The sequence below is a fragment of the Herbiconiux sp. genome, from assembly GCF_023264855.1.
In the GTDB taxonomy this organism is placed as follows: Bacteria; Actinomycetota; Actinomycetes; order Actinomycetales; family Microbacteriaceae; genus Herbiconiux.
The window spans coordinates 16,939-36,874 of record NZ_JAHFUW010000035.1; the positions used below are offsets into that span (position 1 = coordinate 16,939).

The 19,936-nt window shown below is 72.3% G+C and carries 20 protein-coding genes; 13 read left to right on the plus strand and 7 right to left on the minus strand.

What is annotated here, in order from left to right:
* Window positions 1-93: 93 nt before the first annotated feature.
* Both Q0D75_RS14100 and Q0D75_RS14105 read right to left on the minus strand, forming a co-directional pair.
* Entirely contained in the window at window positions 94-825 is a 732-nt protein-coding gene (locus Q0D75_RS14100) for a GntR family transcriptional regulator (RefSeq protein ID WP_291054528.1), read from the minus strand.
* A gap of 95 nt (window positions 826-920) precedes the next feature.
* Complete coding sequence (locus Q0D75_RS14105; RefSeq protein WP_291054531.1) at window positions 921-1,982, minus strand: PHP domain-containing protein; 1,062 nt, start codon at window positions 1,980-1,982, stop codon at window positions 921-923.
* Window positions 1,983-2,040: 58 nt separating this feature from the next.
* Here Q0D75_RS14105 and Q0D75_RS14110 point away from each other — a divergent pair, with 58 nt between their 5' ends.
* Window positions 2,041-2,304 (plus strand): PadR family transcriptional regulator, encoded by a 264-nt coding sequence (locus Q0D75_RS14110; RefSeq protein WP_291054534.1) that lies wholly within the window; start codon window positions 2,041-2,043, stop codon window positions 2,302-2,304.
* Here Q0D75_RS14110 and Q0D75_RS14115 read toward each other — a convergent pair.
* Together Q0D75_RS14115 and Q0D75_RS14120 are read right to left on the minus strand one after the other, a co-directional pair.
* The gene (locus Q0D75_RS14115; protein WP_291054537.1) at window positions 2,301-3,098 is read right to left on the minus strand and encodes a helix-turn-helix domain-containing protein; all 798 of its coding nucleotides are present in this window, start codon (window positions 3,096-3,098) and stop codon (window positions 2,301-2,303) included. The two genes, Q0D75_RS14110 and Q0D75_RS14115, sit on opposite strands and share 4 nt — an antisense overlap.
* 5 nt (window positions 3,099-3,103) lie before the next feature.
* Window positions 3,104-4,654 carry an APC family permease gene (locus Q0D75_RS14120; protein ID WP_291054540.1) on the minus strand — a complete coding sequence of 517 codons (1,551 nt, stop codon included), beginning with the start codon at window positions 4,652-4,654 and terminating at the stop codon, window positions 3,104-3,106.
* Window positions 4,655-4,909: 255 nt separating this feature from the next.
* Here Q0D75_RS14120 and Q0D75_RS14125 point away from each other — a divergent pair, with 255 nt between their 5' ends.
* From Q0D75_RS14125 to Q0D75_RS14135, 3 genes are all read left to right on the plus strand, one after another.
* A complete protein-coding gene (locus Q0D75_RS14125) occupies window positions 4,910-6,430 on the plus strand; it encodes an APC family permease (RefSeq protein WP_291054544.1) in 1,521 nt (506 codons plus the stop codon).
* Window positions 6,431-6,507: 77 nt separating this feature from the next.
* The gene (locus Q0D75_RS14130; RefSeq protein ID WP_291054547.1) at window positions 6,508-8,547 is read left to right on the plus strand and encodes a primary-amine oxidase; all 2,040 of its coding nucleotides are present in this window, start codon (window positions 6,508-6,510) and stop codon (window positions 8,545-8,547) included.
* Between the two features lie 126 nt (window positions 8,548-8,673).
* Complete coding sequence (locus Q0D75_RS14135; RefSeq protein WP_291054550.1) at window positions 8,674-9,282, plus strand: hypothetical protein; 609 nt, start codon at window positions 8,674-8,676, stop codon at window positions 9,280-9,282.
* Between the two features lie 129 nt (window positions 9,283-9,411).
* Here Q0D75_RS14135 and Q0D75_RS14140 read toward each other — a convergent pair whose 3' ends face one another.
* The 3 genes from Q0D75_RS14140 to Q0D75_RS14150 are packed head-to-tail and all read right to left on the minus strand — an operon-like array spanning window position 9,412 to window position 11,146.
* On the minus strand, window positions 9,412-9,867 hold the full coding sequence (locus Q0D75_RS14140) for a hypothetical protein (protein WP_291054553.1): 456 nt from the start codon (window positions 9,865-9,867) through the stop codon (window positions 9,412-9,414).
* Entirely contained in the window at window positions 9,864-10,577 is a 714-nt protein-coding gene (locus Q0D75_RS14145; protein WP_291054556.1) for a hypothetical protein, read from the minus strand. The genes Q0D75_RS14140 and Q0D75_RS14145 overlap by 4 nt, the downstream gene beginning before the upstream one ends.
* Window positions 10,574-11,146, minus strand: coding sequence for an RNA polymerase sigma factor (locus tag Q0D75_RS14150; protein ID WP_291054559.1), 573 nt, complete (start codon window positions 11,144-11,146; stop codon window positions 10,574-10,576). Before Q0D75_RS14150 ends, Q0D75_RS14145 begins: the two co-directional genes overlap by 4 nt.
* 177 nt (window positions 11,147-11,323) lie before the next feature.
* Between Q0D75_RS14150 and Q0D75_RS14155 the strand changes: the two genes are divergently transcribed.
* The 9 genes from Q0D75_RS14155 to Q0D75_RS14195 all read left to right on the plus strand — a co-directional run bounded on the left by Q0D75_RS14155 (window position 11,324) and on the right by Q0D75_RS14195 (window position 19,926).
* Window positions 11,324-11,770 carry an Asp23/Gls24 family envelope stress response protein gene (locus Q0D75_RS14155; protein ID WP_291054562.1) on the plus strand — a complete coding sequence of 149 codons (447 nt, stop codon included), beginning with the start codon at window positions 11,324-11,326 and terminating at the stop codon, window positions 11,768-11,770.
* Entirely contained in the window at window positions 11,767-11,964 is a 198-nt protein-coding gene (locus Q0D75_RS14160; RefSeq protein ID WP_291054565.1) for a DUF2273 domain-containing protein, read from the plus strand. Before Q0D75_RS14155 ends, Q0D75_RS14160 begins: the two co-directional genes overlap by 4 nt.
* On the plus strand, window positions 11,961-12,356 hold the full coding sequence (locus tag Q0D75_RS14165; RefSeq protein ID WP_291054568.1) for a hypothetical protein: 396 nt from the start codon (window positions 11,961-11,963) through the stop codon (window positions 12,354-12,356). Before Q0D75_RS14160 ends, Q0D75_RS14165 begins: the two co-directional genes overlap by 4 nt.
* Complete coding sequence (locus Q0D75_RS14170; protein ID WP_291054571.1) at window positions 12,353-13,057, plus strand: DUF6286 domain-containing protein; 705 nt, start codon at window positions 12,353-12,355, stop codon at window positions 13,055-13,057. Before Q0D75_RS14165 ends, Q0D75_RS14170 begins: the two co-directional genes overlap by 4 nt.
* On the plus strand, window positions 13,054-13,656 hold the full coding sequence (locus Q0D75_RS14175) for a hypothetical protein (RefSeq protein WP_291054574.1): 603 nt from the start codon (window positions 13,054-13,056) through the stop codon (window positions 13,654-13,656). The genes Q0D75_RS14170 and Q0D75_RS14175 overlap by 4 nt, the downstream gene beginning before the upstream one ends.
* Window positions 13,657-13,765: 109 nt before the next feature.
* Window positions 13,766-13,939 carry a CsbD family protein gene (locus tag Q0D75_RS14180; RefSeq protein WP_291054577.1) on the plus strand — a complete coding sequence of 58 codons (174 nt, stop codon included), beginning with the start codon at window positions 13,766-13,768 and terminating at the stop codon, window positions 13,937-13,939.
* A gap of 88 nt (window positions 13,940-14,027) precedes the next feature.
* The gene (locus tag Q0D75_RS14185) at window positions 14,028-14,357 is read left to right on the plus strand and encodes a hypothetical protein (protein ID WP_291054580.1); all 330 of its coding nucleotides are present in this window, start codon (window positions 14,028-14,030) and stop codon (window positions 14,355-14,357) included.
* On the plus strand, window positions 14,354-18,595 hold the full coding sequence (locus Q0D75_RS14190) for a Pls/PosA family non-ribosomal peptide synthetase (RefSeq protein WP_291054583.1): 4,242 nt from the start codon (window positions 14,354-14,356) through the stop codon (window positions 18,593-18,595). The genes Q0D75_RS14185 and Q0D75_RS14190 overlap by 4 nt, the downstream gene beginning before the upstream one ends.
* Window positions 18,592-19,926, plus strand: coding sequence for a M1 family metallopeptidase (locus Q0D75_RS14195; protein ID WP_291054586.1), 1,335 nt, complete (start codon window positions 18,592-18,594; stop codon window positions 19,924-19,926). The genes Q0D75_RS14190 and Q0D75_RS14195 overlap by 4 nt, the downstream gene beginning before the upstream one ends.
* The last annotated feature ends 10 nt before the right edge of the window (window positions 19,927-19,936 follow it).

Consider the following 19,936-nt stretch of genomic DNA (forward strand, 5'->3'; position numbering starts at 1 on the left):
TGCTCCTTCGTAAGCAATGGTGTCGCTCCATGCGGAGCGGTGAACGACGGGGCGGCTCGGGAACTTGGCGGTGAACGAGCCGTCTCCTTTCTTCTAGCCGGATCCCCCTTCCGTGGCTTCGGTGCTGCCGGTGTCGGCGCGGGCGGTGTCGACGCGGTCCGTGCGGCCGCGGTCGGCGGGGGCGCCGATGATCTGGCGTCGGGCGAACCCGCCGATGTGCTGGTGCACGAGGCGTGCGGTGCCGTCGGCGTCACCGGACCGGGCGGCTTCCAGGATGCGTCCGTGCTCTAAGGCCTCGTGCTGCCACGAGGCGCTCCGGGCCCAGGATCCGGCCGAGATGAGCGCGATCTGGTCGCGCAGGCCGTCGAGGGTCTGCAGCAGCAGCGGGTTGCCGCAGTGCCGGTAGAGCGCCCGGTGGAAGTCGCGGTTGGCGATGCTGCGTTCGGAGCCGTCGGCCGCGGCCCGGGCGCGGGCCAGGGCGTCGGCCGCGTCGTCGAAGGAGGCTCCGGATGCGACGCTGCGGCGCACCGCCTCGGGCTCGAGCAGAAGCCGCACGTCGTAGATCGCCACGGCGTCGTCGTCGGTGAAGGCGCGCACGGTCGTGCCGGTGTACGGGCGGATGACGACGAGTCCGGTGCTCTCCAGGGTCTTGAGCGCCTCGCGAACCGGTGTCTTGGAAACACCGAGCCGCCCGGCCAGCTCGGATTCGACCAGCGACTGCCCCGGTGCCAGCTCGCCGTTCAGGATGGCGCCCTTGATCACCTCGAGCACGTGGGCCGTTCGGGAGCTCGCCGAGATCGGCTGCAGGGGCGACGACACTGTCATGCGGATCTCCTTCGGCGACTCTCGTACATCATATATGACCGCTCGGAAAGCGCAATCGCCGCCTGCGCATCCGAACCCCCGAGCGGTCGGTGCGGTCAGGGGCGGGCGAAGGCCAGGAGGTCGTCGACGGCCCAGGTGGTGATGATGCGCTCGGGCGGGATGCCCGCCGTCTCCGCGCGGGCGGCGCCGAGGCCGAGGAAGCCGAGGTGGCCGGGGGCGTGCGCGTCGCTGTCGATGCTGAACAGGCATCCGGCGTCCAGGGCGAGCGCGATCAGCGGATCGGGCGGATCCTGCCGCTCCGGCCGCGCGTTGATCTCCACCGCGACCCCGTTGGCGGCGCAGGCGGCGAACACGCGCTCGGCGTCGAAGTCGGAGGGCGGCCGCGTTCCGCGCGAGCCCTTCACGAGCCGCCCTGTGCAGTGGCCGAGCACGGTGGTGCGCGGGTGCTCGATGGCGGCGAGCATCCGCCGGGTCATCGTCTTCTCGTCGGCGCGCAGCTTCGAGTGCACGCTCGCGACCACGATGTCGAGGCGCTCGAGCAGGTCGGGCTGCTGGTCGAGCTCGCCCGACTCCAGGATGTCGACTTCGATGCCCGAGAGCACCCGGATGTCGTCGTACCGTTCGTCGAGGGAGGCCACGAGGTCGAGCTGCTCGCGCAGGCGCTCCGCGGTGAGCCCGTGCGCGATCGTGAGGTTCGGCGAGTGGTCGGTGACGGCCAGGTACTCGCGACCGAGCCGGCGCGCGGTGGCCACCATGAGCTCCACGGGCACCGTGCCGTCGGACCAGTCGCTGTGCGTGTGCAGGTCGCCGCGCAGCCGTGCCGCCAGGCCGGAGACCGCGTCGCCCGGTCCGCTGCCCGGATCCGCGCGATCGCGCAGCTTCTGCAGGTAGTCGGGTACGACGCCCTCGCTCGCCTGCTGCACCACCAGGAACGTCGAGTCGCCGATCCCCTTCGTGCGCCGCAGCCGCCCGTCGGCCACCCGGGCGGCGATGTCGTCGGCGGAGAGCGGATCGAGAACCGCCGCCGCACGCCGGAACGCCTTCACCTTGAACGAGGGTGCCAGCTCCCGCTCGAGCCGGAACGCGATCTCGTCGAGGGCGTCGCCCGGCCCCGGAACCGCCGCCGATCCCGCCTGGTCACCGCGCGCATCCGCCATGCCCTCCAGTGTGCACCCGGGCCCGCCTCCCGGCCGTCATCCGTATAGCGTGGGGCGCATGGAACCGTTGCAGCGGGTGACCGCGCCCACCCTCGACGTGCTCGCGATCCTGCTCTCCGCCGAGGCCGACCCGATCTTCGGCCTGGAGATCATGAAGCGCTCGGGCCGCCCCTCGGGCACGATCTACCCCATCCTGGAGCGCCTGGAGCGCCAGGGCTGGATCACCTCCACCTGGGAGGAGAACACCACCACCCAGCTCCACCGCCGCCGCGTCTACACCTTCACCCCCGAGGGCGCCGCCGCAGCCCGAGCCCTCCTCTAACGCAGCAGGGGCGCGAGACGGCGTGCACCCTCGGTCAGCAGCCCCAGCACCGCACCCGGCTCCTCGATGCGCACACGCGGCGCCGAGAGGGTCAGCCCGGCCACGAGCTCGCCGCGCGGGCCGCGGATGGGCAGCGCGAGGCATCCGAAGCCCGGGGTGAACGCGTCGAGCTGCCAGGCGCGTCCCTCCGCCGCGACCGTGCGGCACAGCGCCTCGAGTCGCGCGGGGGAGTCGCGCACCGCGGGCGAGATCGCGGCGGGCAGCGGCGTCCCCGTCGACAGCAGTTCGGCCACCAGCAGGCGCCCCATCGCCGAGGCGTCGAGCTCGCCGTGCAGGCGGCGCTCGTCGGCCAGCGGGAAGTCTGGATCGGCGTCGACCACCCGCATCCGGTCGCTCTCGTAGCGCACCAGATGCACACCGCCCCGGATGCTCGCGCGCAACTCCTCGACGACCGCCACGGCCGCCTGGGGCGGCGGCGCGGGAACCACGAGGTGCGCGAGCTCGACCACCTTGCGGCCGAGCGTGAAGCCGCGGAGGTCGGGCATCCGCACCAGGTACTCGTCCTGCACCAGCAGGTTGATCAGGCGGTACGTGGTGGCCCGGGGCATCCGGAGGTTCTCCGACACCTCCTGCGCGGTCACGCCGGCGCCGCAACGCGCCACCTCTTCGAGCACGGCGAGGGCGCTGTGCACGGCCTTCGGCTGCCGGGCGCGCAGATCGGCAGGAGGCGCCGGCGGCGCTCCCGCCCCCGATGCCCCCGCCGCCTCCGACCGCTCGCGCGCCGTCCCCGTCATGCCGCTCAGTCCCACCGCCCGCTCTCGCCGGCCGGGGCGCGGCCGGCATCGCCCGCGCCCGCGCCCGCGCCTTCGCCCACCCATCCGCCCAGCACGTCGGAGGCCACGGGCACGTCGTACACGCCGATGGTGTCGCGCAGCCACGGATGCCGGCGACGCCGCACCAGGTAGTAGCAGCATCCGGCGGCCAGCAGCAGCACGAACAGCAGGGCGCCCACCCAGCGCGTGCTGGCGAACTCCACCGCGAGGTACACCACGAGGCCGACGCCGAGCAGCGCAGCCGCCGCCGCCGCCCGCACCGCCGCCCAGGGAGTGAGCTCGCCGATCCGGTGCAGGAACACCGGTGCCGCGACGCACACCAGCGCGTACGCCGTGATGTACCCGGCGGCGGCCACCACGATCAGCACCTGCATGGTCTCCCAGAGGCCCGATCCGAGCAGGATGGCGATCATCGGCACCACCGCGACCACCGGCACCGACACCACCGCAGCCACCCACGGGGTGCGGAAGCGCCGGTGCGTCGCCCCGAACACGGGCGGCACCACGCCCTCCCGGCCCATCGCGAACAGCACCCGCGCGAGCGCCGTCGTCGACGCGATCCCGCAGGCCAGGAACGAGGTGGCGATGCTCACGTCGAGCAGCAGCCCCATCCACTCCACCCCGTACGCCGTCGCGAGGTCGTTCACCGGCGAGGCGCTGTCGACCAGCTGCAGTCCGAGCGCACTGAACCCCACGATCTGCGTGTACGTGGCCAGCAGATACAGCGATCCGGAGACGATGACGGTCCACACGATGGCGCGTGGGATGGCCGCGAACGGGCGCCGGGCCTCCACGCCGAGCGACGACGAGCTCTCGAACCCCACGAACGCCGTGAGCGCCAGCACCGACCCCACCGCGAACGTGGCGGGGGTCGATCCGGCCAGGCTGAAGGCGCTCCAGTCGATGCCCGGCCCGGTGTGCGCGAGGAGCGTCACCACGAGCACCAGGATGATCGCCACCGAGACGGTCTCGATCAGCAGCGTCACCCGCGTCGAGAGACGGATGCCGCGCACGATCACGATCAGCACCACGAGCGCCATCGCCGCGATCAGGCCGATCGCGAGCACGGGGGAGTCGCCGGCGCCCGGCCAGACCCGCGCCACCAGGATGGCGACGTAGTAGCCGGCCCCGGCCAGCGCGAACATCGCGATGAAGCCGTAGCCGATCAGCATCGCGGTGCCGACCACGAAGCCGGCGCCGGTGCCCAGGCCCCGCGAGACGTAGGTGTAGAGCGATCCGGTGGCGGCGATCCGGCGCGAGAACTGGTTCACGGTCGAGCCGACCAAGAGCGACAGCACCATCGCCAGGGCCAGAGCCCAGAGCGTGCCGCCACCGGCCACCACGGCCACCAGGATCGGGATGGTCGTGGCCGCTGCCGAGGGCGCCACCGCCGACACCGACTGCGAGAGCACGTCGATGAATCCGACACTGCGGCGCTGCAGGCCGTCGACGGGGGAGCGGGTTCCGAAGCCCGCGACGGGGGCGGGGTCGGCGATCGCGCGTTCGAGGGCAGTCATGGCGTCTCAGGATACGAACCGCGCGTTGCAGCCGCGCGACGTGCGTGTTTCGGTTGCGTGATCCCCAAATGAGACACCGCGCGCGGGGTGTCTCATTCGGGGTGTGCCGAACCTTCACGCGGCGGTGACAGGCCCGCAATCACGGTCGAGCACAGTGGGTTCCACCGCACCGCGCCGTCCTGCTCCGGATGCTCGCCCCGCAGCATCCGCCCCGCCTCGTCCTCTCTTCCCGCCTCGTCCGCAAGGAGCGACCCCATGTCCGTCACCAAGGATCCCGCCGTCATCGGCACCGGCCCTTCGCACACCCGAACCCTCAAGGGTTCCCTCGGCGTCACCGCCATCGTGTTCATGGTGGTGGCCGCCGCCGCCCCGCTCACCGTGGTCGGCGGCGCCGCCCCGCTCGGCATCCTGCTCGGCAACGGCGTGGGCTTCCCGAGCCTCTACGCCATCTCGGCCGTGGTGCTGCTGCTGTTCGCGGTGGGACTCGCGGCGATGACCCGGCACGTGCCGAAGCCGGGCGCCTTCTTCACCTTCGTGGGCTACGGGCTCGGCAAGCCGGCGGGCCTCGCCTCCGCGTTCCTGGCGCTGCTCACCTACACCGCCATCCAGGTGAGCGTGCACGGCTACATCGGCTACATCCTGCAGGTGACCGTCACCGGGCTCGGCGGCCCCGACATCCCCTGGTACCTCTATTCGCTCGCGATGATCGCGGTGGTGGGGCTGCTCGGCTACCGGCACATCGACCTCTCGAGCAAGGTGCTCGGCGTGCTGCTGGTGGGCGAGGTCGGCATCGTGCTGGTGCTGGTCGCCGCGGTCGTGTTCTCCGGCGGCGCCGACGGCGTCTCGCTCGCGCCCTTTGAACCGAACAACATCTTCTCGGGGGCTCCGGGCGTGGGCCTGATGTTCGCCATCGCCGCGTTCATCGGCTTCGAGGCCACGGCCATCTTCCGCGACGAGGCCAAAGACCCCCGCCGCACCATCCCGCGGGCCACCTACGCCGCCGTGATCGGCATCGGCGTGTTCTACACCCTCGCCTCCTGGGGGCTCGTGATGGCCTGGGGCCCCGACAACGTGCTGGGCGTGGCCGCCGAAGACCCGGGCGCGATGATCATCGTCACCACCGCCAAATACCTCGGCGTGGTGGGCGAGGTCATCATCAACGTGCTGCTGATCACGTCGATGTTCGCCTGCGTGCTGAGCTTCCACAACGTCATCACCCGCTACCAGCACTCCATGTCGAACGCCGGCGTGCTGCCGAACGTGGTCGGCCGGGTGCACCCGAAGCACCTCTCGCCGCACACCTCCTCGCTCGTGCAGACCGTCACGGCGGCCGTGCTGATCGTGGTGTTCGCACTGCTCGGGCTCGATCCGGTGCTCCAGGTGTTCACCTGGTTCGCCGGGGTGGCGACGCTGGCCATCGCCATCCTGATGGCCGTCACCTCCCTCGCCGTGATCGTCTACTTCGCCCGCACCCGGCAGGACACCCGGCTCTGGAACACCGTCATCGCCCCCGCCCTGGGATTTCTCGGACTGATCGGCTCGGCCGTCGTGATCATCGCCTACTTCCCGCTGCTGGTGGGCGACGTGGATGCCGCGGGCAACCCGGTCTTCGGCGGCGTCAGCGGCATCCTGCTCGCCCTGATCGTGCTCTTCCCCGCGTTCGGCCTGGTGCAGGCGCTCGTGCTGAAAGGCCGCCGCCCCGCGGTCTACTCCGGCATCACCGAGGCCATCTCCGACTCCTCGGCCGCCACCGTCCCCGCAACGACGGAGCCGTAGCCGTCTTTCGGACTCAGACTCCGTCGTCACCCCCGAACCGCCCGAGACTCCGTCGTTCCCCTCACGTTAGGAAGCCCATGACCATCACCGACACCGACCTCGCCGCCGCCGACGCCACCGGCGCGACCCCGCCGCACCCGCTCGCCAGCCTGAGCGCCGACGAGTTCACGCGCATCCGCGACATCGTCACCGCCGCCCCCGACTTCACCGAGACCACCCGCTTCGCCTACGTGGGCCTGGACGAGCCGCACAAGCGCGAGGTGCTCGCCTGGCAGAACGGCGACGGCCCGCTGCCCGACCGCCGTGCCCGCGTGATGCTGCTCGAGATGGCGACCGGGCGCTCCACCGACACCGTGGTGTCGCTGGCATCCGGAGCCTTCGTCTCCACCGTCGTGCTCGACGGCTCGACCGGCCAGCTGCCCATCCTGGTGGAGGAGTTCGAGGCCATCGCGAGCATCGTGGCCGACGACGCGCGCTGGGTCGAGGCGCTCACCCGCCGCGGCCTCACGGTCGACACCGTGATCTGCGTGCCCCTCTCGGCCGGCTACTACGACTTCCCCGAGGAGGTGGGGCGCCGCATCCTGCGCGTGCTGGCGTTCCGGATGGATGCGCCGCACGATCACCCGTGGGCGCACCCGGTCGACGGCCTCTCGGCCTACGTCGACACCGCCACCCGCACGGTCACCCGTCTGATCGACGCCACCGATCTGCCCGTGCCGGAGACCTCCGGCAACTTCGACGACCCCGAGCTGCAGGGGCCGCCGCTGGACACCCTCAAGCCGATCGTCATCACGCAGCCCGAGGGCCCGTCGTACACGGTCGAGGGCGAGAACGTGTCGTGGGGCAACTGGACCTTCCAGGTGGGCTTCGACACCCGCGAGGGCCTGGTGCTGCGCCAGCTGGCGTGGACGGATGCCGCGACCGGTGCGTCGCGCCCCGTCATCTACCGGGCCTCGATCGACGAGATGCTCGTGCCCTACGGCGACCCCTCACCCGTGCGCTTCTGGCAGAACTACTTCGACACCGGCGAGTACCTCTTCGGGCGGTTCACCAACTCGCTCGAGCTGGGCTGCGACTGCGTGGGCGAGATCCACTACTTCGACGCCACGATGGCCGACGAGCTGGGCAACCCCACCACCATCCGCAACGGCATCTGCCTGCACGAGGAGGACTTCGGCACGCTCTGGAAGCACTCCGACATGTTCACCGGATCCGACGAGGTGCGGCGCTCCCGGCGGCTGGTCATCTCCTTCTTCACCACGGTCGGCAACTACGACTACGGCTTCTACTGGTACCTCTACCTCGACGGAACGATCGAGTGCGAGGCCAAGCTGACGGGCATCCTGTTCACGTCGGCCTACCCGGGGCTGTCGGCCGACGGCGCCGACTACCCGTACGCCTCGGAGGTCGCTCCCGGACTCGGAGGCCCCTACCACCAGCACCTCTTCTCGGCGCGGCTCGACATGACGGTCGACGGGATCGCGAACGCCGTCGACGAGGTCGACGTGGTGCGCGTGCCGGTGGGGCCGGGCAACGAGCACGGCAACGCGTTCACGAAGGGGGTGACGCGACTGACGACCGAGGGCTCGTCGGGCCGGGTGGCGGATGCCTCGGTGGCGCGTGCCTGGCACATCGTGAACTCCGAGAAGACCAACGCGATGGGCCGCCCGACGGGCTACGTGCTGCTGCCGCAGGAGTCGCCGACGCTGCTGGCGGATGCCTCGTCGTCGATCGCCAAGCGCGCCGAGTTCGCCACGAAGCACCTCTTCGTCACGGCCTACGACCCGGCCGAGCGCTACGCGGCGGGCGACTTCGTGCACCAGAACCCGGGCGGCGACGGCATCACGAAGTACATCGCCGACGACGCCTCGATCGACGGCGAGGACATCGTGCTGTGGCACACCTTCGGCCCCACGCACTTTCCGCGGCCCGAGGACTGGCCCGTGATGCCGGTCGACTACGCCAAGTTCACCCTGAAGCCCTACGGCTTCTTCGACCGCAACCCGGCCCTCAACGTGCCCGCCCCCGCCTCGTCGCACGCCGCACCCGGCGCCGCCGGTGCCGACGCCCACTGCGCGCACCACGCCGCCGCGGACCCCGCGCACCCGCACCACTGACCCCACCCCACCCTCCCCCCGTCGACCCGTCACGTTGTGCCGCTATCACGCTCTCCAAGCGGCACAACGTGACGGCTCGACGGGGGTAGGGAGGGGTGGGGCGGGGCGGATGCTCCAGGAGAGGACATGAGGTGGATCGGGATGGGTGAGGTGCTGCACCTGGGCGCGCTGCTGCCTGCGGCGGTCGGCACCTGCTGCGTGCTGGGCTCGCGGCGGTCGGGCCGGGTGATCGCGGGGGTGTCGGCGCTCGTGATGCTGGCCGCGATGCTCGATGCGACCGTGCGGATGCCCGGACTCCCGACGTTCGTCTGGGCCGCCGTGCTCGTCTCGCTGGCGTTGCTCGGTGCATTCGGTGCTCGCCTCGCGACAGGCTCCGGCTCCGGCCCCGGATCCGGGCGCGGCCCGGCGGAGGAGGCCCGGATGGCGGGTCACACCGCGGGCATGGCCGTGCACGGGGGCGTCGGGCTCGTCGTCATGGCGGCGCTTCTGCTGGCGATGAGCGTGGGGTCGTCAGGGGACGCCGGGGTCGTGGCATCCGGTCACCATGGGGGTTCCGGATGGCTCGCTCCGCTCGCCGGAACCGTCGCCGTGGGATACCTGCTGTTCAGTCTCGTCTTCGCCCGCACGCTGCTGAGCGCCTCGGATCGAGGACTGCGCACCGCTCTCCCCGCGCTCGAGGTGGCTAGCATGGGCGTCTCCGCAGCCCTCATGGCCGCGGCCCTCCTTCCAGCCTGACTCCGCGCTCGCCCGCCGCCGCCCGGTGCCCCGACCATCGAGAAGTCTCAGATGGCCGCTAAAACGTGTCGATAAGGGCCATTCGGGACTTCTCGACGGACTGGGCGCGGGAAGGACGCCGGGCGGGAGTCAGCCGATGGCGCCGACGTGCACCCGGATGCCGGCGGCCGGCGGCAGGCCGGCGGCGGCGAGGTGGTCGCGGAGGCGGTCGTGCACCGTGCGGCAGAGCTCGGCGGCCGAGGCGGAGGGGTCGACCCCGATGGTGACCGAGATGCTCAAGGCCTCGGGCGCGCCGGAGACGGCCACGGGTTCGGCGATGGCGGCGGCGGCGGTGGCGGGCCCGCGGGCCGCTGCGGCGAGAACCGCCGAGACCAGCGAGGCCGGCGCGCTGCGGGCCGGATAGAGAGCGGTCACGCCGGGAACGGCGCCCACCAGGGCGGCCAGTTCGCGCGCCAGGATCGTGTCGGCCGGGGCGCTGACGGCCGCCTCGGCGACGGTCTCGGCCTCGGCCACTGCCACCTCGGCCAGGGTCACATCGCCCACCGCGGCCGCGGAGGGGTCGGGGGCGGGTGTCGTCGTGCTCATGCGCGCTCGTCTCCGTTCGGTTCGCCGGGAACGGCGGCGGTGGTGCCGGCAGCCCCCTCGGGCGCGGTCGAAACCGGCGTCGGCGCCGGCAGCAGGTCGTGCACGATCACGTCGACTCCCGCCAGCACGAGTTCGGTGTGCCGGCCCAGCGCCGAGATCACGGCCTCGCGCAGAGCGGCCGCCGCATCCGGGATCGACGTTCCCCAGAGGGCGCTCGCCTCGATCCGCACCGTGATCGGCTCGCCCGGCAGCGTCACGTCCCCATCGAGGCTGCACCGCCCGATCACGAGCCCGGGGATCGCGTCGCCCGCGGCTCGCACGAGCCCGCGCACCGACCCCTCGGTGAGGGCCAGGTCGGCCGCCGGATCCGGATGCGACACCGGGATGCGCCGCCCGGCCCGGGCCTCGCGGCCGATGCTCTGCAGGATGCCGCTGATCCAGTTCTCGTCGGGGGCCGGCTCGGAGGAGGCCTCCGTCTCGAGCAGCGTGACCGACACCGCGCGCAGGCGGGCCAGCGCGGCGAGCGCGATCTGGCATCCGGCCGAACCCTCGATGGAGGGGTCGGCGGGCATCCGTCCGGCGTCGAGGTAGTCGCTCAGCTCGTCGATCGTGTGGCCGTCGAGGTCGTCGGGCTCGAACGACGAGAAGGCGGAGACGGCGGCAGCCGCCGAGGAGGGGTGGGATACGGATGCGTCGTGCGGTTCGGTCATCGCCATTCCTCCATCTCGCGGATCAGGTTCTTGCGGGCGCGGGCGATCAGGCCTCTCACGGTCGACGACGGCAGATCGAGCTCACCGCCGATATCGAGGTAACTGTAGCCCGCCACCTCGCGCAGCACCCAGCATCGCCGCTGATCCTCAGGCAGCCGCGAGAGCGCTGCGGAGAGCGCCTCGTCGAGCGAGTGCACCTGGGCACGCGCCTCCGGAGCCTCCGAGGCGGGGGCCTCGTACTCGTGCTGGTCGATGTCGGCGTGCTCCCGGCGGGCCCGGATGCGGTCGACCGAGCGGTTGGCCACGATGCGCATCAGCCAGCTCTTCACCGAGGCCAGCTCCTCGAGCGAGGGCAGGTGCTGCCAGGCCTGCAGGAAAGCCTCCTGAACCACGTCGTCGACGTCGGCGTTCGAGCCCAGGATGCGCCGGGCGTACACCCGCATCAGCCGGCCGTAGCGGCGCACGAGCACCTCGAACGCGCGGATGTCGCCGTCGGAGGCCCGGCCGGCGAGGGTGCGGTCGTCGGCCTCTTCCAGAGCGGGGCCGGGGGTGGCAGGCGAGACGGGCACGACCTCATCCAACACCCCGGGCGGCACCCGCCAAAACTTTTTCCGCGATCTGTGTGACGAATCGCAGTCTCGTCTCGTCCTACGGGTAAGAGCCCCCAGTCCGGGGGTGCCGAACCACCGGGATCCGGTGTCGCACCGAACACCGTGCGTCCGACCCCCGAACCTGAGGAGCCCACCATGGCCAACGCCGCAACCCCCACCCCCGCCACCGTCGGGACCACCGTCCCGACGACGACCACCCAGACCGCGCTCGGCAAGACCGTCATCAATGATGGTGTCGTGGCGAAGGTCGCCGGTATCGCCGCCCGCGAGGCCCGCGGCGTGTACGCCCTCGGTGGCGGAGCGGCCCGCGCGTTCGGCGCCATCCGCGAGGCCGTGGCCGGCACCGACCAGACCCAGGGCATCAGCGTGGAGGTCGGCGAGACCCAGGTCGCGGTCGACGTCACCATCGTCGCCGACTACCCCACCCCGCTGCAGGACGTCGCCGACGGTGTGCGTTCGAACATCATCCGCGCCGTCGAGACCATCGTGGGTCTTGAGGTCACCGAGGTCAACGTGACCGTCAACGACGTGCACCTGCCCTCCGATGACAAGGACGAGGCTGCTGAGGCGCGAGTCCAGTGACCTCCTCCGCAACCCGCACCGGAATCCTGGTGGGGGCGGTCCTCGCCCTCACCTGGGTGATCGTCGGTTTCTGGGCCTTCTTCTTCGTCGCGATCGCCATGGCGATCGGCGCGGTGGTCGGCCGGATCGTCGAGGGCAAGCTCGACGTGTCGGCCCTGGTCGGCGCGTTCCGCGGAAAGCGCTCCTCCTCGTGAGCGCCGCCGCGATCCTGCCCGCCCCCGCCGAGGCCGCGCAGGCGCCCGACCGGGGCCGGAACCGGATCACGGCGAAGGCCCTCGACCGCATCGTCTCGGCCGTCGCCGCCGAGGCGCTCGAGGTCGACGCCCGCAGCGTCGGCGTCGAACTGGGCGATGACAAAGGCCTCCTCGCGGTGGCCGTCACCAGCCCCATCCGGGTTCCCTCGCTCGAGGGCATCCGCGCCGCCGGATCGCTGCCGGCCGGCACCGGCGGCACCGTGCTCGAGCGGGCCGCCGCGGCCCAGGAAAGCATCCGGGAACGCGTGCGCGCGCTGACCGGCTCCACCGTGGGCCGGGTGACGGTGCGGGTCGCCCGCGTCGACATCCGATCAGAGAAGAGAGTGCGATGAGCATCACCCAGTCACCGGATGCGGCCACCGCCGCGGCATCCGGAGCCGGAGCCGGCGCCTTGTCGCCTGCAGGCGGGCCGGCCGCCGGCCGCGCACCCCTCGCTACCGCAGACCCGAGCCGCCCCGACCACACGGCCGTGCACCGCCGGGTCAGCCGCCGTGAGACGCACTCGCCCCGGTCCCTCCTGGCCATCCTGCTGGCCGTCGTGCTCGTGGTCGTCTTCGCCTGGATCGGCACCGAGATCGCGCTGTCGCTGTTCGGCTTCGGCGCCCTCCTCGTGGCCCCCGCCGACATGTTCACGTCGGTGCTGAACCTGCCGGCGCTTCCCGTGGCGGTTCTCGCCGCCGCCGGGATCGTGGTGGCCGTGGTCGGCGTGCTGCTCGTCATCGCCGCGGTGTCGCCCGGTCGACGCCCCCGGCACACGCTCGCCTCCGAGCGCAGCGCCGTGGTGATCGACAACGAGGTGATCGCCTCGGCGCTCGCCCGGCACGCCTCGCTGGCCGCCGACGTCGATCCCGACAACGTGACCGTCTCGGTCTCGCACCGCCTCGCCGAGGTGCGGCTGGTGCCGAGCGCGGGCCGCCCCATCGACCGCGCCGCCGTGCAGACCGAGGTCGAGAAGCACCTCGCCGCGTACGACCTGCGGCCCCGCCTCCGGGCGCGGGTACGGGTGACCGAGCAGTCGAAGGTGGGCGCATGAACGCCACCAACCGGGCCCTGAACCGGATGCTCGTGCTCGTCATCGGCCTGCTGTTCGTGATCATCGGCGCCGGAGCTGCCGCCCTGGCCTTCGTGCCGATAGTGCGGGACGCCTGGGTCGCGGCATCCGGAACCGTCGCCTCGCAGGTCACCGGCTTCGTGCAGAGCAACCCGCTCGCCGGCACCGGTGCGAGCTGGCCGCTGGCCGCAGCTCTCGCGCTGCTGGTGATCGCGATCGTGCTGCTGATCGTCTTCGTGGTGCGCCAGGGCGGCGGGCACACCCGCACCGCCGTCACCGAGCGCGCCGACGACGGCACCGTCCAGATCGACTCCGCGGTCGCCGAGCACGCGCTCGAAGACGCGCTGGCCACGCATCCGGAGTTCGTCGCCTCGCACGTCTCGACCTACGCCGTGCGCCGCACGCCGGTGCTGAAGGTCTCCGTCACCTGCCGTCGCGGGGTCTCGCCCGCCGACGCCTCGCGGATCGTCGACGACACCCTGACCGCGCTCGACCGGCTTCTCGGCCGGGAGCTGCCGGCCCTCGTCCAGCTGAGCGGCGGGTTCCGTGCCCGCGTCCGCTCCACCACACGGCTGCAGTGAGTCCCCCGCCTCACTGCAGTCCCGACCACCCTTCCGGCCCTCACGCGGCCACGGAGGGCGCCATCGGGAACACCCCCGAAGAGAACACCCCAGAGAGAAGGAGCTCGAAATGAGTGCATCCGACAAGATCAACAACGCCGCCGAAGACCTGAAGGGCAAGGCCAAGGAGGCCCTCGGCAAGGTCACCGGAGACGACCAGAAGGTCGCCAAGGGCAAGGGCGACCAGGTCTCCGCCGACGCCAAGAAGGCCGGCGAGAACGTGAAGGACGCCTTCAAGCACTGAGCCGACTTCTCGTGCACGACTCGGATGCCCCGCGCCAGGATCTGGCCGGGGCATCCGATCGTTAACCTTCGTCGTGCACAATGACCCCATGTCCAAGAAAATCGATTCCGCGCTCGCGAAGCTGACGGAAGCGCTGAAGTACCATGCCGAGGTCGTCTCCGCCGACAAGGTGCGTGCCGACAAGGTCGCCCGGTCGAACGCGAAGGTGCGCCGCACGGCCGCCGCCTACGCCTCGGCCGTGTACTCGCGCACGGCGACCGAGAGCCCCTTCCTCGACATCCCCGACCCGCGGCTCGCCGAAGAGACCGTGGCGTCGCTGAAGGCCGAGCGCGACGCCATCAAGGCGCGCAAGGTCGCGAGCAAAGACGCCGCACACAAGGGCAAAGACGAGGCACCCCAGAGCGACTCCGGCTCGTGAGCTCTGCCGCTCAGGCCCCCGGTCATCCTCAGGCCGTTCTCGACCGGAGTGCGCAGGCGGCGGAGCCGCGGACCCTCCTCGACGTCTTCCGCCAGTCGGTGGCCGAGCATCCGGAGGTCTCGGCGCTCGAAGACGCCCGCGGGGCGCTGAGCTACCGCGAGCTGATGGCGCGCGTGCTCGCCACCGCGGCCGAGCTGCACGCCGCCGGGGTGCGCCGCGGCGACCGCGTCGGCATCCGGATGGAGTCGGGGCGTCGCGAACTGTACATCTCCATCCTCGCCGTGCTCGCCGCCGGGGCCGCCTACGTGCCCGTCGACGCCGACGACCCCGAGGAGCGGGCGACACTCGTCTTCGGCGAGGCCGCCGTCGCCGGCATCATCACGGGCACCGGGCACTACAGCCCGCGCACGGCCCGGCAGCCCGAGACGGTTCCGGATGCCGCCGGCGCGGTCGCCGCATCCGGTGCCGCCCCGTCATCCGAGGCCGACGTCGACGCCTCAGCTCCCGGGCCCGCTGAGGTCGTCGCATCCGGGGCCGACGTCACCGCCCTCACCCCCGCCGAGGCCGGCACCCGCCTCTTCGCCCGCGTCGAGCCGCCGCACGCGAGCACCGCGGCGCTGCCGATCCTCTCCCCGCCGCGGCCCCACGACGACGCCTGGATCATCTTCACCTCCGGCTCCACGGGCACGCCCAAGGGCGTCGCCGTGAGCCACCGCTCGGCGGCCGCCTTCGTCGACGCCGAGTCGCGCCTCTTTCTGCAGGACGAGCCGATCGGCCCGGGCGACCGCGTTCTGGCCGGCCTCTCGGTGGCCTTCGACGCCTCCTGCGAGGAGATGTGGCTGGCCTGGGCGCACGGCGCCTGCCTCGTGCCGGCCCCGCGCTCGCTCGTGCGCAGCGGCATGGATCTCGGCCCGTGGCTGATCACCCGCGACATCACCATCGTCTCGACCGTGCCGACGCTCGCCGCCCTCTGGCCGGCGGAGTCGCTCGAGAACGTGCGCCTGCTGATCTTCGGCGGCGAGGCCTGCCCGCCCGAGCTGGGGGAGCGCCTGTCCTCCGGCGGCCGCGAGGTGTGGAACACCTACGGCCCCACCGAGGCGACCGTCGTGGCCTGCGCCGCCCCGCTCGGCGTGCCCGGCCCGGTGCGGATCGGACTGCCGCTGGACGGCTGGAACCTCGCGGTCGTCGATGCGTCTGGAGCGCTCGTGGGCGAAGGCGAGGTCGGTGAGCTGATCATCGGCGGCGTCGGCCTTGCGCGCTACCTCGACCCCGCGAAGGACGCCGAGAAGTACGCGCCCATGCCGAGCCTCGGGTGGGAGCGCGCCTACCGTTCGGGCGACCTCGTGCGCTTCGACACCGAGGGACTGGTGTTCCAGGGCCGGGCCGACGACCAGGTGAAGGTCGGCGGGCGGCGGATCGAGCTCGGCGAGATCGAGGCCGCGCTGCAGCAGCTGCCCGGGATCTCGGGCGCCGCCGTCGCCGTGCGCACGACCGCGGCCGGCAACCAGATGCTGGTGGGCTATCTCGTGGCCGCCGATCCGCAGACCTTCGACCGCGACGACGCCGTGCGCCGCCTTCGTGAAGAACTCCCCGCGGCGCTCGTGCCCTTGCTCGCCGTGCTCGAGGACCTGCCCACGCGCACCTCGGGCAAGGTCGACAAGGCCGCCCTGCCCTGGCCGTTGCCCGGGATGGCCGGCAGCACCGAGGGCGTCGGCGACACCGGGAGCCTCGACGACCTCGACCCCGGGCTCCGGCAGGTGGCGGCGCTCTGGACGGCGGTTCTCGGCGCGCCCGTCGCCGATCCGGCCGCCAACTTCTTCGACCTCGGCGGAGGGTCGCTCGCGGCCGCGCAGCTGGTGGCCGGCCTTCGCGAGATCGACCCGGAGTTCACCGTGGCCGACGTGTACTCGCACCCGCGGCTCGGGGCGATGGCCGCCGAGATCGCGCTGCGCGTGCCCGGCTTCGCCGATCCGTCGGGTGAGGGCCGCGCGGGCGGAACGGCCGGCGACGACTCCTCCGGTGCCGCCGTGCGCGAGACCCCGCTCCGGATGCGCGTGCTGCAGACCGTGCTCGGCGTGCCGCTCTTCGTGCTCGCGGGCCTGCGCTGGCTGGTCTATCTGCTCACGGCCTCGGCCATCCTGCAGCCCTTCGGCGACTTCGCGTTCCTCCCCGTCGTGCCGTGGTGGGCGCTGGTGATCGGCCTGATCCTGTTCGCGACGCCCTTCGGCCGGATGGGCATCTCGGTGCTCGCCTCCCGTCTTCTGCTCAGGGGCCTCACCGGCGGCGACTACCCGCGCGGCGGCAGCTGGCACCTGCGGCTCTGGCTCGCCGAGCAGATCGCGCACCAGGTCGGCGCGGTCAGCCTGGCCGGCGCTCCGTGGATCAACTACTACGCCCGCGCGCTCGGCGCCCGCATCGCCGACGACGTCGACCTGCACTCGCTGCCCCCCATCACGGGCCTGCTCACCATCGGCCGCGGCGCCTCGATCGAGCCCGAGGTCGACCTCTCCGGTTACTGGATCGACGGCGACACCGTGCGCGTCGGCGCCGTGCGCATCGGGGCCGGCAGCACCGTCGGCGCCCGCAGCACGCTGCTGCCCGGCGCCCGCATCGGCAAGCGCGCCGAGATCGAACCGGGCTCCTCGGTGTTCGGGCGGGTGCCCTCCGGCCAGCGCTGGGCCGGCAGCCCCGCCCGCCGCGTGGGCAAGTCGCGCGAGTGGTGGCCCGCCGAGCGGCCCGCCCGCAAGACCGGCTGGCTCGTCGCCTACGGCACCTCCTCGGTGGCGATGTCCCTGCTGCCGCTGCTGGCCTTCTCGGTCGGCGGCCTCATCGTCGCGGCCTCCATCGAGGGCTCCGCGTCGCTCGGCGAGGCCGTGGCCCGCAGCGCCCTCGCGCTGGTTCCCGCCACCTTGGCCGCCGGAGTCGTGCTCGCCGGTCTCGTGCTGCTCGCCACGCGTCTGCTCGGCCTTGGCGTCACCGAGGGCATCCACGCGGTTCGCGGCCGCGTCGGCTGGCAGCTCTGGTCGACCGAGCGCCTGCTCGACCTCTCGCGCACCATCCTCTTCCCGCTCTACTCGGGCCTGTTCACGCCGGTCTGGCTCCGGATGCTCGGGGCCGACATCGGCCGCGACGTCGAGGCCTCGACGGTGCTGCTCATCCCCGCCATGACCACCGTGCGCGACGGCGCGTTCCTCGCCGACGACACTCTGGTGGGCGCCTACGAGCTCGGCGGTGGGCGGATGCGCGTGGCACGCGCCGAGATCGGCGAGCGGGCCTTCCTCGGCAACTCGGGCATGGCCGCGGCCGGTCACACGGTGCCGCGCGACGGGCTCGTGGCCGTGCTCTCCTCGGCTCCACGCAAGGCGAAGGCCGGCTCCTCGTGGCTGGGCTCGCCCGCCGTGCGCCTGCGCCGCACCGTCAACCAGGGCGACCCGAGCCGCACCTTCGCGCCGCCGGCCCGGCTGCGGGTGGCGCGCATCCTGTGGGAGCTGTGCCGCATCCTGCCCGTGTTCGTCACCTGTGCGATCGGTCTCGGCGTGCTGTTCGCGCTCGCCGCGCTCACGCTGACGTTCGGGGCGCTCGTGGCTGCGCTGCTCTCGGGTGTGGTGCTGCTGGTGGCCGGAGCGGTGGCCGCGTCCATCAGCACGGTCGCGAAATGGGCGCTGATCGGGCGTATCCGGGCGGGCGAGCATCCGCTCTGGTCGGGATTCGTGTGGCGCAGCGAGGTGTCGGACACCTTCACCGAGATGGTGGCCGCGCCCTGGTTCGCGCAGTCCGCGGCGGGCACGCCCGCGCTGGTGTGGTGGCTGCGCAGCCTCGGTGCGCGCATCGGCCGGGGCGTCTGGATCGACACCTACTGGCTGCCCGAGGCCGACCTCGTCACCCTCGCCGACGCCACGACGGTGAACCGCGGATGTGTGGTTCAGACGCATCTGTTCCATGATCGAGTCATGAGCTTGGACACGGTCATCCTCGAACGGGGCGCGACGCTCGGCCCGCACAGCGTCATCCTGCCGGCCGCGCGCATCGCCGCCGCGGGCACGGTGGGCCCGGCATCGCTCGTGATGCGGGGCGAACTGGTGCCGCGCGGATCGCGCTGGAGCGGCAACCCGATCGGGCCGTGGCGCGAGGTGCGCACCTCGGAGTACCGCTCGCCCGAGGCGATCTCGGCCGCTGTGGCGTCCGCCGCCGCGGCATCCGGCGCATCCGCTGCCTCCGGCGCGCAGGGCGCCGCGTGATTGGCCGCGGTGTCGCGTTCTCCGGAGATCCCTACACGCCGGGCGTCGGCACCTGGTCGTATCGGGTGCATTCCTACGACCTGACGCTCGACTACCGGGTCGAGACCAATCGCCTCGACGGCGTCGCGGTGCTGCAGGCCGAGGCCGTGGTGGAGCTGGACCGCATCACGCTCGACCTCTCGAAGCTCAAGGCCTCGAAGGTCTGGCTCGACGGCCGGCGCCTGCCGCGGGTGAGCCAGAGCACGCACACGCTCACCGTCCGGCCGGAGGCGCCGATCGCCGCCGGAACCGCGTTCGAACTGCGGATCGAGTACGGCGGGCGCCCCGGGCCGCGCCGCAGCACCTGGGGTCACATCGGCTGGGAAGAGCTCGACGACGGAGTGCTCACGGCCTCGCAGCCCTCCGGATCCTCCACCTGGTTCCCCTGCAACGACCGGCCGGGCGACAAGGCCGCGTACCGCATCCGGATCTCCGCCGAGCAGGACTACACCGTCGTCTGCAGCGGCGAGCTGCTCGAGAAGAGCACCCGCAGCGGCCGCACCTCCTGGCTCTACGAGCAGACCGCTCCGACCGCCGCTTACCTCGCGACGGTGCAGATCGGCCGGTATCAGCGACGAACAGATGCCCCGGGCCGCACGCGCAGCAAGCCGCCCGTCCCCGTCGACTACGCCTACCCGGCCGCGCTCGACTCCCGCGCCCGCGCCGACTTCGACGGCCTCGCGCACATGCTGCGGTTCTTCGGGGCGACCTTCGGGCCCTATCCGTTCTCGCGGTACACGGTGGTGGTCACCGACGACGAGCTGGAGATCCCGCTCGAGGCGCAGGCGCTGGCGATCTTCGGTTCGAACCACGTCGACGGCGAGGGCGGATCGGAGCGGCTGATCGCGCACGAGCTGGCGCACCAGTGGTTCGGCAACAGCGTGGGGCTGGCCGCCTGGAAGGACATCTGGCTGAACGAGGGCTTCGCCTGCTACGCCGAGTGGCTGTGGTCGGAGGAGAACGGCGGGCCGTCGGCGGCGTCGCTCGCCGCGGAGCACCACGCGCGGCTGCGCGCGGCCCCGCAGGATCTCGTGATCGGCGAGCCGGGTGCCGCCTCGATGTTCGACGACCGCGTCTACAAGCGCGGCGCCCTCACGCTGCACGCGCTCCGGCTGCGCCTCGGCGACGAACCGTTCTTCGGGCTGCTGCGCGCCTGGACGGCGGAGCACGCGCACGCGACGGCCGACACGGCCGCCTTCGTGGCGCTGGCCGAATCCCGCACGTCCCTCCCCCTGCACGACTTCTTCGGCGCCTGGCTGCACACGGAGTCCCTCCCCGCCCTAGCCCCCTGAGGTCCCTTCC

Excerpts from the sequence above, each read along its gene's own strand:
- Q0D75_RS14185 (WP_291054580.1), top strand. The coding sequence starts at position 14,028 with ATGTCCAAGAAAATCGATTCCGCGCTCGCGAAGCTGACGGAAGCGCTG.
- Q0D75_RS14145 (WP_291054556.1), bottom strand. The coding sequence starts at position 10,577 with ATGACCGAACCGCACGACGCATCCGTATCCCACCCCTCCTCGGCGGCT.
- Q0D75_RS14140 (WP_291054553.1), bottom strand. The coding sequence starts at position 9,867 with ATGAGCACGACGACACCCGCCCCCGACCCCTCCGCGGCCGCGGTGGGC.
- Q0D75_RS14100 (WP_291054528.1), bottom strand. The coding sequence starts at position 825 with ATGACAGTGTCGTCGCCCCTGCAGCCGATCTCGGCGAGCTCCCGAACG.
- Q0D75_RS14115 (WP_291054537.1), bottom strand. The coding sequence starts at position 3,098 with ATGACGGGGACGGCGCGCGAGCGGTCGGAGGCGGCGGGGGCATCGGGG.
- Q0D75_RS14180 (WP_291054577.1), top strand. The coding sequence starts at position 13,766 with ATGAGTGCATCCGACAAGATCAACAACGCCGCCGAAGACCTGAAGGGC.
- Q0D75_RS14125 (WP_291054544.1), top strand. The coding sequence starts at position 4,910 with ATGTCCGTCACCAAGGATCCCGCCGTCATCGGCACCGGCCCTTCGCAC.
- Q0D75_RS14135 (WP_291054550.1), top strand. The coding sequence starts at position 8,674 with ATGAGGTGGATCGGGATGGGTGAGGTGCTGCACCTGGGCGCGCTGCTG.
- Q0D75_RS14110 (WP_291054534.1), top strand. The coding sequence starts at position 2,041 with ATGGAACCGTTGCAGCGGGTGACCGCGCCCACCCTCGACGTGCTCGCG.
- Q0D75_RS14155 (WP_291054562.1), top strand. The coding sequence starts at position 11,324 with ATGGCCAACGCCGCAACCCCCACCCCCGCCACCGTCGGGACCACCGTC.
- Q0D75_RS14130 (WP_291054547.1), top strand. The coding sequence starts at position 6,508 with ATGACCATCACCGACACCGACCTCGCCGCCGCCGACGCCACCGGCGCG.
- Q0D75_RS14175 (WP_291054574.1), top strand. The coding sequence starts at position 13,054 with ATGAACGCCACCAACCGGGCCCTGAACCGGATGCTCGTGCTCGTCATC.
- Q0D75_RS14170 (WP_291054571.1), top strand. The coding sequence starts at position 12,353 with ATGAGCATCACCCAGTCACCGGATGCGGCCACCGCCGCGGCATCCGGA.
- Q0D75_RS14120 (WP_291054540.1), bottom strand. The coding sequence starts at position 4,654 with ATGACTGCCCTCGAACGCGCGATCGCCGACCCCGCCCCCGTCGCGGGC.
- Q0D75_RS14105 (WP_291054531.1), bottom strand. The coding sequence starts at position 1,982 with ATGGCGGATGCGCGCGGTGACCAGGCGGGATCGGCGGCGGTTCCGGGG.